A 15115-nucleotide genomic window follows, 5' to 3' on the forward strand; every position below is an offset into this window, starting at 1 on the left:
GCCCCGCCGGGGGGTGGGCGATCTTTTCCAAACTCCGCGCTGGCGGGGGGCCTTAACGTCGTGTTGGGGGCGCGAACCCTGGGTAGCTCCGCCCGCCCGGGGCGGCGGGGGGCGGGCCCTTCTCATGTCCGCACGGAGGCGTCAGTTGTGGCCGAAGCGCTTCTGCTTGCTCTTGTGCGCCATGTCCAGCGGCGACGGCGAAGGCGACGGCGACGAGGACATCGACTCGGACGAGGATTCCGTCTTGGACGGATCCTGCGACGAGCGGGCCTGCTGCTTCTGCGGCTGCTTCTGGTTCTTGTTCTTGGCCATGGGGGAACCTCCGTGAGGGTCTAGGGGCCAGGACCGCCTTCACACTCACACAGCGCCGTAAACGGCGCATTTTGGATCATTACCGCGCGTAGTCGGGGCCCCCACCGGGCACGCCTGAGAGATACGCCACGCCGATGATCGAGTTCCGGCCGTCAACGCCCTTGCGGTCGGGCAGACTCGGGGAAACTCAGAGGACCCCCAGGGAAGAGGGTGGTACGCGTGGACCGCTGCGTCGTCCTGGTGGACGCCGGCTATCTGCTGGGCGCCGCCGCGAGCCTTCTCGCGGGAGAACCCTCCCGCTCCCGCATCACCGTCGACCATGCGGCGCTCATCCAGGGCCTGCGCGAGCGTGCCGAAGCCGACACCGAACAGCCGCTGCTGCGGATCTACTGGTTCGACGGTGCGCCCGACCGGGTGCCCCAGCCCGAGCACCGCCGGCTGCGCGTCATGCCCCGCGTCACCGTCCGCCTGGGCGCCCTGACCCGCAGCGACGGCCGGTGGGCGCAGAAGGGCGTCGACGCGGCCATGCACGCCGAGCTCACCGAGCTCGCCCGCAACCGCGCCTGCTCGGACGTCGTACTCGTCACGGGCGACGGGGACCTGCTGCCCGGCCTGATGTCGGCCAAGGAACACGGGGTCGCCGTCCACCTGTGGGCCGTCCAGGCCGCCGACGGCGACTACAACCAGTCCGAGGACCTCGTCGCCGAAGCCGACGAACGCCGCGTCCTGGACCGTACGTGGATCACCCGGGCCGTCCGCGCCCGCGACCTCACCGGCCTCTGCGCCCCGGCCCCCGCGCCGCGACCCGAGATCGCCGCCATCCTCTCCGCGCCCCTCCCCGAGGCGGCCCTCGCCGAAGCCGCGCGCGGCAACGGCAGCCGGCCCTCGGCCTCCGTGGAGCCCGAGGAGGGCGGCGTACCCGGCCCGGCCTCGCCCGCCACCGCGAACGGCCGGACCGTGCCGACCCCGAAGGACCTCGCGGGCGCCCTGCGCGCCCCCGGCTCGCCGGCCGCCGCCCCCGCGGCGACCGCGGCCAACGGGGCGCCCCCGGCCGGCAGCGCCCTGCGCTGGTCCTCCGACAAGGGCTGGATCGACCGCGCCGGGCCGCTCGGCGAGCCCGCCGAGACCGCCTCGCTGCCCACCCTCGCCCAGCTCACCTCCGCCGAGCAGCGCTGGGCGGACCGCGAGGAGGACATCACCACCGTCGGCGGAGACCCCTTCGAGGTCGGCCAGGTCTTTGCCCGGCGCTGGATGGAGCGGCTCCCGGAGACCGTCCACCTGCAGAAGCTCGCCACCATGTACCCGCGGATCCCGCACCGGATCGACGGGGAACTGCTGCGCTACGCCGCCCGCTTCGGGCTCCTCGCCCACAAGGACGACCAGATCGACGAGCACGACCGCTACGCCATCCGGGCCGGGTTCTGGCGCGAGATCGACGTACGGGCGGCCGCCGAACACGTCGCGGCCGCCGGTGTGCCCTCCACCGTGGTCCCGCACGCCTCCCCGGCCCCCGGGGCGGCCGGGGCCGCCACGGCCGCGGTCGCGGTGGCCCCGGCAGTCGAGTAGGGGCGCGAACCCCGTAGGCTGCTCCCTCGTGAGTACGGGCACAGCACAGGCTGAAACGGGCACGGCAACGGCCGCGGGAGTGGCCTCCGACGTGGTCTGCGCGGTGCGTGACCTGGTCAAGACGTATCCCGCGGTACGCGGACGGCGCGGGGCCCCCGCCCTGCCCGAGACCCGCGCCACCGACGGGATCTCCCTGGACGTCCGGCGCGGCGAGATCTTCGGCCTGCTCGGCCCCAACGGCGCCGGCAAGTCCACCCTGGTCCGCCAGCTCACGGGCCTGATGCGGCCCGACGCCGGTTCGGTGACCCTGCTCGGCCACGACCTCGTGCGCCACCCCGAACGGGCGGCCCGGCTGCTCGCCTACCTCGGGCAGGAATCCACCGCCCTCGACGAGCTCACCGTCTCCCTGGCCGCCGAGACCACGGGCCGGCTGCGCGGGCTCGGGCTGCGCGAGGCGCGGGCCGAGCGGGACGCCGTACTGGAGGAGCTCGGGCTGACCGAGATCGCCGGGCGGCCCCTGAAGAAGCTCTCCGGCGGACAGCGGCGCCTGGCCTGCTTCGCCGCCGCACTGGTGGGGGAGCGGCCCGTACTGGTCCTCGACGAACCCACCACCGGCATGGACCCGGTGGCCCGGCGGGCCGTCTGGGCCGCCGTCGACCGGCGCCGCGCGCAGAGCGGAGCCACCGTGCTGCTGGTCACCCACAACGTCATCGAGGCCGAGACGGTCCTCGACCGGGTCGCCGTCATCGACCAGGGCCGGGTCATCGCCTGCGACACCCCGGCCGGGCTCAAGGCCAAGGTCTCCGACGAGGTCCGCCTGGAACTCGTCTGGCGCGAGTCCGCTCCGCTGGGTTTCCCGGAGGTAGCGGCGCTGCGCGAGCGTGCGGTCGAGACGGGGCGGCGCTGGGTGCTGCGGCTCGGGGCCGACGAGGCGCGGGCCGCGGTGGCCGCGGTGACCGGCGGCCCGGGCTTCGCCGCGCTCGACGACTTCACACTGGCCACGCCGAGCCTGGAGGACGTGTACCTCGCGCTGGGCGGGAAATCGAAAGGGCTGGTGAAGTCGTGAGTGACCGTCTGGCAGGCGCTGTCGCGCCACTCGGGGCCGCGCAGATGGCGGGCGCGCCCGTACAGGCCGTGCCGACCGCCGCCGCGCCCGTACAGGCCGTGCCGACGGCCGCCGCAGCCGCCGCCGCCGGACAGGGCGCTGCCCCGCCGAACGCGGTCCAACAGCACGCCGCCGCGCCGCTGGCTCCGCGCGCCCGGTTCTTCCCGGCGCTCGCCGCCGTCTACCGGGCGCAGCTGTCCCGGGCGCGGGTCTCGCGCATCCCGCTGCTGTTCGTGGCCACCTTCCAGTCCGTCGGGATCATGATCCTGATGCGGGGCGTGGTCGACGGGGGCTCCGAGGCACGGGCCGTCGTCGCCGGGTCCTCGGTGCTGGTCGTGGCCTTCGTCGCGCTGAACCTGCTCGCGCAGTACTTCGGACAGCTCAGGGCGAGCGGCGGGCTGGACCACTACGCCACCCTGCCGGTGCCGCCCGCCTCGGTGGTGCTGGGCGCGGCCGCCGCGTACGCCTCCTTCACCCTGCCGGGCACGCTGGTGACGGCCGTCTTCGGCAGCGTGCTCTTCGGGCTGCCGATGAGCGGACTGTGGATCCTGGTGGCCGTGGTGCCGCTGGCCGGGGCCGCGCTGGCCGGGCTCGGCGCGGCGCTGGGGCTGCTCGCGCCCCGGCAGGAGCTGGCCACCCTGGCCGGGCAGCTCGGCATGTCCGCGGCGCTGCTGCTGGGCGTGCTGCCGCCCGAGAGGATGCCGGACCTCATCGTGTGGGCGCGGGACCTGCTGCCGTCCACGTACGGGGTGGAGGCCTTCGCCCGCACCTTCGAGCCGCACCCCGACTGGACGGCGGTCGTCCTCGACCTCGGCGTCTGCGCGGCGGTGGGCGTGCTGTCCCTGACCGTCGCGACCTGGGCGTACCGGCGGGCGGCGGTCCGCTGACGCCGGTCACGTCAGTACCTGGCACGATGTGGGGGTGACCGAAGCCGTGACCTCTCATGAACAGCCCGACGAGCCGCCGCTTCCGTCGGCTTCGCCGGAGTTTTCCGCCGCGCCCGAGCGTGTGGTTTCCCCGGCGGACATCCGTGACGGGGCTGCCATCGCCCTGGCGGTGGGCGTGACCGGTGTGCTGCTCGGGCTGCTGTGGGTGTGGCTGGCGCCGCGCGTGCAGTACATCTCGAACGGCGAGGCCGTGTTCCTGCGGGACACCGAGAGCGAGGCGCGGATCGGGTCCGACGCGGTGTTCTTCCTGCTGGCGCTCGGATTCGGCGTGCTGAGCGCGCTGGCGGTCTTCCTGTGGCGCCGCCGCGGGGGAGTGCCGCAGGTGGTCGGGCTCGTGCTCGGCTCGGCCTTCGGCGCGCTGGCCGGCTGGCAGCTCGGTCTGCGGCTGGGGCCGTCCTCGGACCTGGTGGCCGTTGCCCGGCGGGTGGGGAAGGGAGTTCCCTTCGACGCTCCGATGGAGCTGCTGGCGCACGGGGCGTTGCTCGCGTGGCCGATGGCCGCGGTGATCGTGCATCTGGCGCTGACCGCGCTATGGGGGCCGCGGGAGTCCGTGGCTCCGCCGATGTCCTGGCCGTCCTATTACCAGGCCCCGGCCGATGCCGCCCCGGCGGATGCCGCTCCGGCGGATGCCGCTCTGGACCGGTCCGCTGCGGAGCCTCCGCGCCCGTAGCCCCGGGTGGGGCGGGCCCTGCGGGGGCTGTCCCCTACCCGCCCTTCGCCCGTTCCCTGGGGCTCCGCCCCAGACCCCGCTCCTCAAACGCCGGAGGGGCTGGATTTCCCGCCCGGCGGGCAGGCACGTGCAGGCTGACGCCGGCCAAATCCAGCCCGGCCGGCGTTTGAGGCCATCTTCAGCCCCGCCGGCGTTTGAGGCGCGGGGGGTCGGGGGCTGGCCCCCGGAAGCGGCGCCGCGGGCGGCTATGCGCGGGCGATGGGGGCCAGGGTGGCTGCCGTCAGGGCGGTCAGAGTGGCGGGGGCCAGCTCGACTTCCAGGCCACGGCGGCCCGCCGAGACGCAGATCGTGGGGAAGGCGGTCGCCGACATGTCCAGGACCGTGCGGAGGCGTTTCCGCTGGCCCAGGGGGGAGATGCCGCCCAGGACGTAGCCCGTGGTGCGCTCCGCCAGGGCCGGGTCGGCCATCGCCGCGCGCTTGCCGCCGACCGCGGCGGCCAGCGCCTTGAGGTCGAGACTGCCGGAGACCGGGACCACCGCCACGACCAGGGCGCCGTCCACGTCCGCGAGGAGGGTCTTGAAGACCTGGGTCGGGGAGACGCCGAGGGCCTGCGCGGCCTCCTCGCCGTAGGACGGGTGGGCGGGGTCGTGGTCGTACGCGTGGACGGCGAATTCGGCGCCCGCAGCCGTCAGGGCGGCGATCGCCGGGGTACCGGCCGGCGCCGGCTTCTTCTTCGCCATCAGTTCGGGCTCGTCGGCGCGCGCGTCAGGTCCACCGCCGGCAGCGACGGGAGGTGGCGGATGACCGCCGTCTCCGCGCGGAGGAGTTTGAGTTCCTCCGCCAGGCGGGTGGCGATGTCCGGGGCCTGCAGCAGCCGCTGCTTCGCCGGGATGTCCAGTACGGCCGCCGCCGCGACCAGGTACGAGACCACGGACGGCTCGTCGGGGAGCTCCGTACCGGTCAGGGACCGCTCGCGGGCTCCCGCCAGCCGCTTCTGGTAGCTGCGGAAGGCCCGCAGGACCCCTTCGGCCAGGGCTCCGGCGCCCTCGCCAGCGTCTTCCGGAAGCTCTTCGAGCTCCGCCGTCAGGTAGGGGCCGGTCGCGTCGACCGAGAGCAGGCGGACCCGGACCGTGCCCGTGGCCATGACCTCGAAGCTGCCGTCCTCCCGTTCCCGGATCGAGGCCGCGTCCGCGATGCAGCCCACCCGGTGGAACGCCTGGATGGGGTCCGCGCCGAAACCGGCGGCCGGGCCGCGCTCGGGCAGGGAGGTCTGGTCCGGCAGGCCGGGGGCGGTCGGGGCGACTTCCCGGCCGTCGCGGATCGCGACGACCGCGAAACGGCGCGGCTCGTCCTCGCCCGTCTTCAGCAGCTCGCGCATCATGGCGCGATAACGCTCCTCGAAGATGTTCAGCGGGAGGACGAGTCCCGGGAACAGCACCGAGTTCAGGGGGAAGAGGGGCAGGCGAACGGTGGTCACGAGGCACAGGGTAGTGGCCGGAAGGGCAGGGCCGTCACCCCCGCCTCAGCAGCCGGGACGCACCCGCCGCCACCGTCGTGGCCAGGATCCAGCCCAGTATCACCAGCGCCGCCGCGCCCCACTGCCAGCCGCCCTTGAGGTTCCACTGGTCCTGCTGGCCGAGGTCGATCACCGGGAGCAGCAGGTCCAGGGCGAACAGGGCGGGGTTCCAGTCGGGGTGCTCGTCCGCCTTGATCGGCGGGGGAGCGCCGTGCAGGTAGAAGAGCAGGGCCCCCGCCGCCCACAGGACGACCATCCACAGGGCGGCCCGGCCCGGCCGGTACCCGTAGACCACCAGCCAGTCCTGGAGGTACCCCCACGCCCGCAGGGCCGGCGGCAGCGTCGTGCGCCTGCGCCGCTGCTTGGCCAGTAGCACCTCGCGGGCGTCCGCGTCCTCCCCCGAGGCGCGCAGCACGGCGGCGAGCCGCTCGTACGGTTCGGGCGAGTACTCGGGGGTGGCCGCCTCGACCCACTCCAGTCGGCGGGTGAGCGGGAAGTGTCCCCGGGGCGCGAGGATCTCGTAGTCGAACCCCTCCATGGAGACCCGGCCCGGGCCCGGCCAGCTCGTGGCCATGTCGACGAGCTTGACCACCTTGGACCCCGACACCACCACCCGCCCGCGCTCCGGCCGCTCGCCCACGAACCGTAGCTCCGGGGTGTGGATCCGGCGCAGCGACACCTCCTGGTCCTCGGCCAGGGTGAAGCGGGCTCCGTAGAAGTCGACGGCGTCGCCGAACCGGCCGTCGTCCAGGCGCAGGCCGCCCCGGCACTCGAACCGCTGCGTGCGCTGCCCCCGCGGCGGGGTCTGGCCGATCCCGTACGGGGGAGTGGACGAGGGGTCGAAATCGCCCGTCGTGGCGTCCAGCGCGATCGAGGTCAGGTACAGGGTGCGCTCCACGGTGAGCTGCGGGGCGTTCAGCGCGCGCCGCCCGTACGGGTTGGACAGGCGGGCCCCGCGCAGGTTCATCGACACGCCGACCTTGGCCCCGCGCAGGCTGACCTCCCCGTACGTCCGCAGCAGCTCGCCCTGGAAGTCCTGGGCGACCGACATCCCGTCGGCGGCCATGGCCCGGCCCTTGTTGTCCCGCTGCACCACCGCCTCGCTGATCAGCAGGTCGGTGCCGATCTGCGCGTCGGTCAGCCGGATGCCGCGGGCCACCCGGCAGCGCGGCAGGTGCAGGTCGCCCTCGGTGTGCAGGCGGGCCGCGTCCAGCCGGGGTATCGCGCAGTTGACCAGGCGCAGCGTGCCGAAGCGGGTCTCGGAGAGCTGGATCTCGCCGTCGAAGCGGCAGGACTGGAGTTCCACGTACGGGGAGACCGTGCCTCCGGAGAGGTCGAGGCGGCCGGTGATCCGTACGCCGCGCAGCTTCAGCGAGGCCACCCGGCCCGGCACCGGGCCCGGACCGTGGAGCAGCAGCAGCGCCACCACCTGCGCGCGGACGCTCCGCTCGGGGCCCCAGGCCGTGTCGGCGTGCGGATCGTCCCGTTCGGCGGTACGGGCGCTGAGATCGCAGACGCTGCCCGTGCGGTACGCGCTCCACATGCGCCGTTCCGGGTCCGTGAGATCGGGCGGTTCCCCGTCCGGACGTGCTTCGGCCATGGCGGCCCCCCTCCGCTGGCGCGATGGACGTCACCGCGCGTACCCGAACGCTAGAGGGAGGCTGTGACATCCGGGAACGTCCGTGGCGTGTATCAGCCAGTGATACAGGCGAACGGCGGCGCGAGGTGGTCTGAGAGAATTGGGACGTGATCTCTCGTATCGACCTGCGCGGTGACGCCCTCCCCGAGGGCGGCGCCCTGCGCGATCTGCTGCCCCGTGCCGAGTTCGACGTAGAAGCTGCCCTGGAGAAGGTGCGGCCCATCTGCGAGGACGTCCATCATCGTGGGACGGCGGCGCTGATCGAGTACGCGCAGAAGTTCGACGGAGTGACCCTCTCGCAGATCAGGGTCCCTGTCGAGGCGATCGAGGCCGCCCTCGCCGGGCTCGATCCGGCCGTCCGCGCCGCGCTCGAAGAGTCGATCCGGCGCGCCCGGATCGTGCACCGCAACCAGCGCCGCACCGAGCACACCACCCAGGTGGTCCCCGGCGGCACGGTGACCGAGAAGTGGGTTCCGGTGGAGCGCGTGGGGCTGTATGCCCCGGGCGGCCGCTCGGTGTATCCGTCCTCGGTCGTCATGAACGTCGTACCGGCCCAGGAGGCGGGCGTCGAGTCGATCGCGCTGGCCTCCCCGCCGCAGGTCGAGTTCGACGGCCTGCCGCACCCGACGATCCTCGCCGCGTGCGCCCTGCTCGGCGTGGACGAGGTGTACGCCGCCGGTGGCGCCCAGGCCGTCGCGATGTTCGCGTACGGGACCGAGGAGTGCCCTCCGGCGAACATGGTGACCGGCCCCGGCAACATCTGGGTCGCCGCCGCCAAGCGCTACTTCACCGGGAAGATCGGCATCGACACCGAGGCCGGCCCGACCGAGATCGCGGTCCTCGCCGACTCCACGGCCGACCCGGTGCACGTCGCCGCCGACCTGATCAGCCAGGCCGAGCACGACCCGCTGGCCGCCGCCGTCCTGGTGACGGACTCCGAGGAGCTCGCGGCGGCGGTCGAGAAGGAGCTGGAGCCGCAGGTCGCGGCCACCAAGCACATCGAGGACCGGATCAAGCCCGCGCTGGCCGGCCGCCAGTCCGCGATCGTGCTGGTCGACACCCTGGAGGACGGGCTCAAGATCGTCGACGCGTACGGCGCCGAGCACCTGGAGATCCAGACCGCCGACGCGGCCGCCTGGGCCGCCCGCGTGCGCAACGCCGGCGCGATCTTCGTCGGCCCGTGGTCCCCGGTCTCGCTCGGCGACTACTGCGCCGGATCGAACCACGTGCTGCCCACCGGCGGCTGCGCCTGCCACTCCTCGGGCCTGTCCGTGCAGTCCTTCCTGCGCGGCATCCACATCGTCGACTACACGCGCGACGCCCTCGCCGAGGTCGCCCACCACGTGGTGACGCTGGCCGAGGCCGAGGACCTGCCCGCGCACGGCGCGGCCGTCAAGGCGCGTTTTGCCGGAGGCGAACAAGACAAGCACAGTGGATGGAAGGTTCCGCAGGCATGACCGGCACGCACGACACGACGGGCACCGAAGACGCCGCGGCCGTCCTCGGCATCGACGACCTCCCCATCCGGGACGAACTGCGCGGCAAGACCCCGTACGGCGCCCCGCAGCTCGACGTCCCCGTCCAGCTGAACACCAACGAGAACCCGTACGGGCTGCCCGAGGAGCTCGTCGCCCGCATCGCCGAGCGCGTCTCCGAGGCCGCCCGCACCCTCAACCGCTATCCCGACCGGGACGCGGTCGAGCTGCGCACCGAGCTGGCCGCCTACCTCACCCGTACGGGCAGGCACGCGGTCGCGCGGGAGAACGTATGGGCCGCCAACGGCTCCAACGAGGTCCTCCAGCAGCTGCTCCAGACCTTCGGCGGGCCCGGCCGCACCGCGATCGGCTTCGAGCCCTCGTACTCGATGCACGCGCTGATCGCGCGAGGCACCGGCACCGACTGGATCTCCGGTCCGCGCCGCGAGGACTTCACGATCGACGTGGAGGCCGCCGAGCAGGCGATCGCCGCCCACAAGCCCAACGTGGTCTTCATCGCCTCGCCCAACAACCCCACGGGTACCGCCGTCGAGGCGGAGACGGTCCTGGCGCTCTACGAGGCCGCGCAGGCGGCCGGGCCCTCCCTGGTCATCGTGGACGAGGCCTACGTGGAGTTCAGCCACCGGGACTCGCTGCTGCCGCTGATCGAGGGCCGCCCCAACCTGGTGGTCTCCCGGACCATGTCCAAGGCCTTCGGCGCGGCAGGCCTGCGCCTGGGCTACCTGGCCGCGCACCCCGCCGTGGTCGACGCCGTGCAGCTCGTACGCCTGCCGTACCACCTGTCGGCCGTCACCCAGGCGACCGCGCTGGCCGCCCTGGAGTACACGGACACCCTGCTCGGCTACGTCGAGCAGCTCAAGGCCGAGCGGGACCGCCTGGTCACCGAGCTGCGCGGGATCGGCTTCGAGGTCACCGACTCCGACTCGAACTTCGTACAGTTCGGCCGGTTCGAGGACTCCCACACCGCCTGGCAGAAGATCCTCGATCAGGGCGTCCTGGTCCGGGACAACGGCGTACCGGGATGGCTGCGGGTCACCGCGGGCACCCCGGCCGAGAACGACGCGTTCCTGGAAGCGGTTCGCGCACTGAAGAAGGAGCAGCACGCATGAGCCGCATCGGACGGGTCGAACGGACCACGAAGGAGACCTCGGTCCTCGTCGAGATAAACCTCGACGGCACCGGCAAGGTCGACGTCTCGACGGGCGTGGGCTTCTACGACCACATGCTCGACCAGCTCGGCCGCCACGGCCTCTTCGACCTCACCGTCAAGACCGAGGGCGACCTGCACATCGACACCCACCACACCATCGAGGACACCGCGCTCGCGCTCGGTGCCGCCTTCAAGCAGGCCCTCGGCGACAAGGTGGGCATCTACCGGTTCGGCAACTGCACCGTGCCGCTCGACGAGTCCCTCGCCCAGGTGACCGTCGACCTGTCCGGCCGCCCGTACCTCGTGCACACCGAGCCCGAGAACATGGCGCCGATGATCGGCAGCTACGACACGACGATGACCCGGCACATCTTCGAGTCCTTCGTCGCGCAGGCCCAGATCGCGCTGCACATCCACGTGCCGTACGGCCGCAACGCCCACCACATCGTGGAGTGCCAGTTCAAGGCCCTCGCCCGCGCCCTGCGCTACGCCGCCGAGTTCGACACGCGCGCGGCCGGGATCCTGCCTTCCACGAAGGGCGCCCTCTAGCGTGAACGGGCTCAACACGATCCTGATCGTCCTCGGCCTCTTCCTGGCCGGCGGCGTCTACTCCTTCCAGAAGCAGAAGATGCCCAAGTCGGTCGTCATCCTGCTCGCCATCAGCTCCGTGCTCTGCCTCGCCGCCGGAGTGCTGCGAATCCAGGGAATTTGGGAGTGAGTGCCTTGACCCCCACCAAGAAGGTCGTGGTCTTCGACTACGGCTTCGGCAACGTCCGCTCCGCCGAGCGCGCCCTCGCGCGCGCCGGCGCGGACGTGGAGATCACCCGCGACTACGACAAGGCCATGGACGCCGACGGACTCCTCGTCCCCGGCGTCGGGGCCTTCTCCGCCTGCATGCAGGGGCTCAAGGAAGCGCGCGGCGACTGGATCATCGGCCGCCGGCTCTCCGGCGGCCGCCCGGTCATGGGCATCTGCGTCGGCATGCAGATCCTCTTCGAGCGCGGCATCGAGCACGGCGTGGAGACCGAAGGCCTCGACGAGTGGCCCGGCACGGTCGGCCCGCTCAAGGCCCCGATCGTCCCCCACATGGGCTGGAACACCGTGGAGGCCCCGGCCGACAGCCAGGCCTTCGCGGGCCTCGACGAGGACGCCCGGTTCTACTTCGTGCACTCCTACGCGGCGCACGACTGGACCCTGGAAGTCACCAACCCGCTGATCAAGGCACCCAAGGTCACCTGGGCCACGCACGGCGAGCGGTTCGTCGCGGCGGTGGAGAACGGGGCCCTGTGGGCCACCCAGTTCCACCCCGAGAAGTCCGGGGACGCCGGCGCCCAGCTCCTCACCAACTGGATCGAGACCCTGTGATGACGACCCCCAAGAAGCTTGAGCTGCTCCCTGCGGTCGACGTCCGCGACGGCCAGGCCGTCCGCCTCGTACACGGCGTGTCCGGCAGCGAGACCTCCTACGGCTCCCCGCTCCAGGCCGCCCTCGCCTGGCAGGCCGCGGGCGCCGAGTGGCTGCACCTGGTCGACCTGGACGCCGCCTTCGGCACCGGGGACAACCGGGCGCTCGTCGCCGAGATCACCGGCGCCATGGACATCAAGGTCGAGCTGTCCGGCGGCATCCGCGACGACGCCTCGCTCGCCGCGGCCCTGGCCACCGGTTGCACCCGCGTCAACCTCGGCACCGCCGCCCTGGAGACCCCCGAGTGGGCCGCCAAGGCCATCGCCGAGCACGGGGACAAGATCGCGGTGGGCCTCGACGTACGCGGCACCACCCTCAAGGGCCGCGGCTGGACCAGCGAGGGCGGGGACCTCTACGAAACCCTCGCGCGCCTGGACTCCGAAGGCTGCGCCCGGTACGTCGTCACCGACATCGGCAAGGACGGCACCCTCACCGGCCCCAACCTGGAGCTGCTGAAGAACGTCTGCGCCGCCACCGACCGGCCCGTCGTGGCCTCCGGCGGCATCTCCTCCCTCGACGACCTGCGCGCACTGGCCGGGCTGGTCGGGGCCGGGGTCGAGGGCGCGATCGTAGGCAAGGCCCTGTACGCCAAGGCGTTCACGCTCGAAGAAGCCCTGAAGGTGGTCTCCGCATGAGTTCCGAGCAGATTTCCGACACGGCGTCCGGCGTCCGGCGCATCTCCTCCGGCGGCCCGTACGAGGACGTCCTCGGCTACTCCCGTGCCGTCCAGCTCCCCAACGGGCTGGTCCTGGTCTCCGGCTGCACCGGCGCCCCCGGCGGCCCGTACGACCAGACGGTCAAGGCCTTCGGCGTGGCCTTCAAGGCCCTGGAGCAGGCCGGGCTCGGCCCCGAGCACGTGGTCCGCACCCGGCTCTACCTCACCCACGCCCGGGACGTGGAGGAGGTCGGTCGCGCCCACAGCGAGCTGTTCGACAAGATCCGCCCCGCCTCGACGATGATCATCGTCAACGGGTTCGTGGACCCGAGCATGGTCGTCGAGGTGGAGGTCGAGGCCTTCGGCCCGGCCCCCGTCGCCGGAGGCTCCGCATGACGCTCTCCGTACGGGTGATCCCCTGCCTGGACGTGGACAACGGCCGGGTCGTCAAGGGCGTCAACTTCCAGAACCTGCGCGACGCCGGCGACCCCGTCGAGATGGCCAAGCTCTACGACGCCGAAGGCGCCGACGAGCTGACCTTCCTCGACATCACCGCCTCCTCCGGGAACCGCGAGACCACCTACGACGTGGTGCGCCGCACCGCCGAGCAGGTCTTCATCCCGCTGACCGTGGGCGGCGGCGTGCGCACCGCCGACGACGTGGACAAGCTGCTGCGGGCCGGCGCCGACAAGGTCGGCGTGAACACCGCCGCCATCGAGCGGCCCGAGCTCATCCGGGAGATCGCGGAGCGCTTCGGCCGCCAGGTGCTCGTGCTGTCCGTGGACGCGCGCCGCACCGCCTCCGGCTCCTTCGAGGTCACCACCCACGGCGGCCGGCGGAGCGCGGGCATCGACGCCGTCGAGTGGGCGCACCGGGCGGCCGAACTGGGCGCCGGGGAAATCCTGTTGAACTCGATGGACGCGGACGGTACCAAGGACGGCTACGACACCGAGATGATCGCGGCCGTGCGCAAGCACGTCACGGTCCCGGTGATCGCCTCGGGCGGCGCGGGCAAGCTCGCGCACTTCCCGCCGGCGATCGCGGCGGGCGCCGACGCGGTGCTCGCGGCGTCCGTGTTCCACTTCGGCGACCTGCGCATCGGGCAGGTCAAGGACGTGCTGCGCGAGGCGGGCCACCCGGTCCGCTAGAGGTTCCACCTGGGGCGGGGGCGGGTTCGGGTTGAGCGGGAACGACATCGCCGGGGGCGCGGGGTCCGTGAGCGTCTGGAAGGACGCCAACGTCCTGCGCTGGCTGGCCGCCTACGGGGCTTCGCTCATCGGGGACGGGATCTACTTCCTCTCCCTCGGCTGGACGGCGGCGCAGACCGCCGGACCGGCCGAGGTCGGGGTGGTCATGGCCGTCGGCGCGGTGCCGCGCGCCCTGCTCATGCTGGGCGGCGGAGTGGTCGCCGACCGCTTCGGCCCCCGGCTGGTGGTCATCTCCTCGGACGCCGTGCGCTGCGCGGTGATCCTGGCGTTGGCCGTGCTGGTGGCCCTGACCTCGCCGGGCCTGTGGATCCTGGTCCTCGTCGCGCTCGTCTTCGGCGTCGTGGACGCGCTGTTCATGCCGGCCGTCGGCGCGCTGCCGCCGCGGATCGCCGCGCCGGGGCAGCTGGTCCGGGTCCAGGGGCTGCGCAGCCTCGCCGAGCGCGTCGGGCACACCGCCGGGCCGCCGGTGGCGGGTCTGGCGATGGGCCTGGGCGGCCCGGGGGCCGCCTTCGGGGTGGCCTCGGCGCTGTTCGGGCTCTCGCTGGTGCTGCTGGTGGCGGTACGGATCTCCCCGCTCGGGGCGCCGTCGGGGATCCCCGCGCCTTCGGCGCCGACCCGGGCGGAGAGCCCCTGGAGCCAGCTCCGGTCGGGCCTGGCGTACATACGGCGGCACGGGCTGATAGGCCCCCTGGTCCTGTCCGGCGCGCTGAGCCAGCTCGGCACGTCCGCGCCGTTGACGCTCGGGCTGATCCTGGTCGCGGAGGACCGCGGCTGGGGTGCGGGCGGGGTCGGCTGGATCGTCGGAGCCATGGGGCTGGGCGCGGCGTCGAGCGCGCTCCTGCTGACCCTGATCCCGCGGTTCCCCCGGGCCGGGGCGGTCCAGAACCTCACCCTGATCTTCGGCTCGGCCGGCATCGGCGGGCTGGCGCTGGCGCCGAACCTGCCGGTGGCGGTGGCTCTGGCCGTACTGACGGGCCTGGTCTGCGGGATCTGCGGAGGCCTGGCGGTCGCCCTGATCCAGACGGCCACGGATCCCTCGTACCTGGGCCGGGTCAGCTCCGTGATGGCCTTCACGGCGGTCGGCCTGGCTCCGCTGGCGTACCCCGTCTTCGGCCTCGCCGCCGGTCTCTGGGGCGTGACCCCGGTCTTCCTGGCGGGCGCCGCGGTTTCCATGGCGGGCGCGATAGTCGGCACCTCCGCACCAGCGGTCCGCCGCGCGGAGCTGGCCTTCGCGTGACGGGCGGGCGGCCCTGCGGGGCTGGTCCCCGACCCACCCTTCCACCGTTCCCTGGGCTCCGCCCAGACCCGCGCCTCAAACGCCGGCGAGGCTGGATTTGGCTGGCGTCAGCCCGCACAGGAACGCCGGACGGGCTGGAAAATCCAGCCC

The 15115-nt window shown here is 73.1% G+C and carries 17 protein-coding genes; 13 read left to right on the top strand and 4 right to left on the bottom strand.

What is annotated here, in order from left to right; genetic code table 11:
- Positions 1-141: 141 nt before the first annotated feature.
- The gene (locus ACFXDJ_RS34680) at positions 142-312 is read right to left on the bottom strand and encodes a hypothetical protein (RefSeq protein WP_384663623.1); all 171 of its coding nucleotides are present in this window, start codon (positions 310-312) and stop codon (positions 142-144) included.
- A gap of 219 nt (positions 313-531) precedes the next feature.
- On the opposite strand from ACFXDJ_RS34680, the gene ACFXDJ_RS34685 reads away from it, so the two are divergent.
- From ACFXDJ_RS34685 to ACFXDJ_RS34700, 4 genes are read left to right on the top strand one after another with little or no spacing between them, the layout of a single operon-like run.
- Entirely contained in the window at positions 532-1878 is a 1347-nt protein-coding gene (locus ACFXDJ_RS34685; RefSeq protein ID WP_384663621.1) for an NYN domain-containing protein, read from the top strand.
- 28 nt (positions 1879-1906) lie between these two features.
- Positions 1907-2944, top strand: coding sequence for an ABC transporter ATP-binding protein (locus tag ACFXDJ_RS34690; protein WP_384663619.1), 1038 nt, complete (start codon positions 1907-1909; stop codon positions 2942-2944).
- Between the two features lie 44 nt (positions 2945-2988).
- The gene (locus tag ACFXDJ_RS34695; protein WP_384663625.1) at positions 2989-3870 is read left to right on the top strand and encodes an ABC transporter permease; all 882 of its coding nucleotides are present in this window, start codon (positions 2989-2991) and stop codon (positions 3868-3870) included.
- A gap of 34 nt (positions 3871-3904) precedes the next feature.
- Complete coding sequence (locus ACFXDJ_RS34700) at positions 3905-4600, top strand: hypothetical protein (protein WP_384663617.1); 696 nt, start codon at positions 3905-3907, stop codon at positions 4598-4600.
- A 245-nt stretch (positions 4601-4845) separates the two neighbouring features.
- Here ACFXDJ_RS34700 and ybaK read toward each other — a convergent pair whose 3' ends face one another.
- From ybaK to ACFXDJ_RS34715, 3 genes are read right to left on the bottom strand one after another with little or no spacing between them, the layout of a single operon-like run.
- Positions 4846-5340 carry a Cys-tRNA(Pro) deacylase gene (gene ybaK, locus ACFXDJ_RS34705; RefSeq protein ID WP_384661089.1) on the bottom strand — a complete coding sequence of 165 codons (495 nt, stop codon included), beginning with the start codon at positions 5338-5340 and terminating at the stop codon, positions 4846-4848.
- A complete protein-coding gene (locus ACFXDJ_RS34710; RefSeq protein ID WP_384661092.1) occupies positions 5340-6077 on the bottom strand; it encodes an LON peptidase substrate-binding domain-containing protein in 738 nt (245 codons plus the stop codon). The genes ybaK and ACFXDJ_RS34710 overlap by 1 nt, the downstream gene beginning before the upstream one ends.
- Positions 6078-6111: 34 nt before the next feature.
- Entirely contained in the window at positions 6112-7716 is a 1605-nt protein-coding gene (locus ACFXDJ_RS34715; protein ID WP_384661095.1) for an oxidoreductase, read from the bottom strand.
- A 146-nt stretch (positions 7717-7862) separates the two neighbouring features.
- Between ACFXDJ_RS34715 and hisD the strand changes: the two genes are divergently transcribed.
- The 9 genes from hisD to ACFXDJ_RS34760 all read left to right on the top strand — a co-directional run bounded on the left by hisD (position 7863) and on the right by ACFXDJ_RS34760 (position 14965).
- Complete coding sequence (hisD, locus tag ACFXDJ_RS34720; RefSeq protein ID WP_384661098.1) at positions 7863-9212, top strand: histidinol dehydrogenase; 1350 nt, start codon at positions 7863-7865, stop codon at positions 9210-9212.
- Entirely contained in the window at positions 9209-10360 is a 1152-nt protein-coding gene (locus ACFXDJ_RS34725; protein ID WP_384661100.1) for a histidinol-phosphate transaminase, read from the top strand. Before hisD ends, ACFXDJ_RS34725 begins: the two co-directional genes overlap by 4 nt.
- On the top strand, positions 10357-10950 hold the full coding sequence (hisB, locus tag ACFXDJ_RS34730) for an imidazoleglycerol-phosphate dehydratase HisB (RefSeq protein ID WP_384661102.1): 594 nt from the start codon (positions 10357-10359) through the stop codon (positions 10948-10950). Before ACFXDJ_RS34725 ends, hisB begins: the two co-directional genes overlap by 4 nt.
- Before the next feature lies 1 nt (position 10951).
- The gene (locus ACFXDJ_RS34735; RefSeq protein ID WP_384661105.1) at positions 10952-11119 is read left to right on the top strand and encodes a hypothetical protein; all 168 of its coding nucleotides are present in this window, start codon (positions 10952-10954) and stop codon (positions 11117-11119) included.
- A 5-nt stretch (positions 11120-11124) separates the two neighbouring features.
- Positions 11125-11766 carry an imidazole glycerol phosphate synthase subunit HisH gene (gene hisH / locus ACFXDJ_RS34740; RefSeq protein WP_384661119.1) on the top strand — a complete coding sequence of 214 codons (642 nt, stop codon included), beginning with the start codon at positions 11125-11127 and terminating at the stop codon, positions 11764-11766.
- Positions 11766-12500 carry a bifunctional 1-(5-phosphoribosyl)-5-((5-phosphoribosylamino)methylideneamino)imidazole-4-carboxamide isomerase/phosphoribosylanthranilate isomerase PriA gene (priA, locus tag ACFXDJ_RS34745; protein WP_384661108.1) on the top strand — a complete coding sequence of 245 codons (735 nt, stop codon included), beginning with the start codon at positions 11766-11768 and terminating at the stop codon, positions 12498-12500. The genes hisH and priA overlap by 1 nt, the downstream gene beginning before the upstream one ends.
- Positions 12497-12916 (top strand): RidA family protein, encoded by a 420-nt coding sequence (locus ACFXDJ_RS34750; protein WP_384661110.1) that lies wholly within the window; start codon positions 12497-12499, stop codon positions 12914-12916. Before priA ends, ACFXDJ_RS34750 begins: the two co-directional genes overlap by 4 nt.
- The gene (gene hisF, locus ACFXDJ_RS34755; protein ID WP_384661113.1) at positions 12913-13668 is read left to right on the top strand and encodes an imidazole glycerol phosphate synthase subunit HisF; all 756 of its coding nucleotides are present in this window, start codon (positions 12913-12915) and stop codon (positions 13666-13668) included. The genes ACFXDJ_RS34750 and hisF overlap by 4 nt, the downstream gene beginning before the upstream one ends.
- Before the next feature lie 67 nt (positions 13669-13735).
- Positions 13736-14965 carry an MFS transporter gene (locus ACFXDJ_RS34760; protein ID WP_384661116.1) on the top strand — a complete coding sequence of 410 codons (1230 nt, stop codon included), beginning with the start codon at positions 13736-13738 and terminating at the stop codon, positions 14963-14965.
- Positions 14966-15115 lie beyond the last annotated feature (150 nt).

Source organism: Streptomyces sp. NPDC059443 (genome assembly GCF_042750105.1).
Taxonomy (GTDB): Bacteria; Actinomycetota; Actinomycetes; order Streptomycetales; family Streptomycetaceae; genus Streptomyces.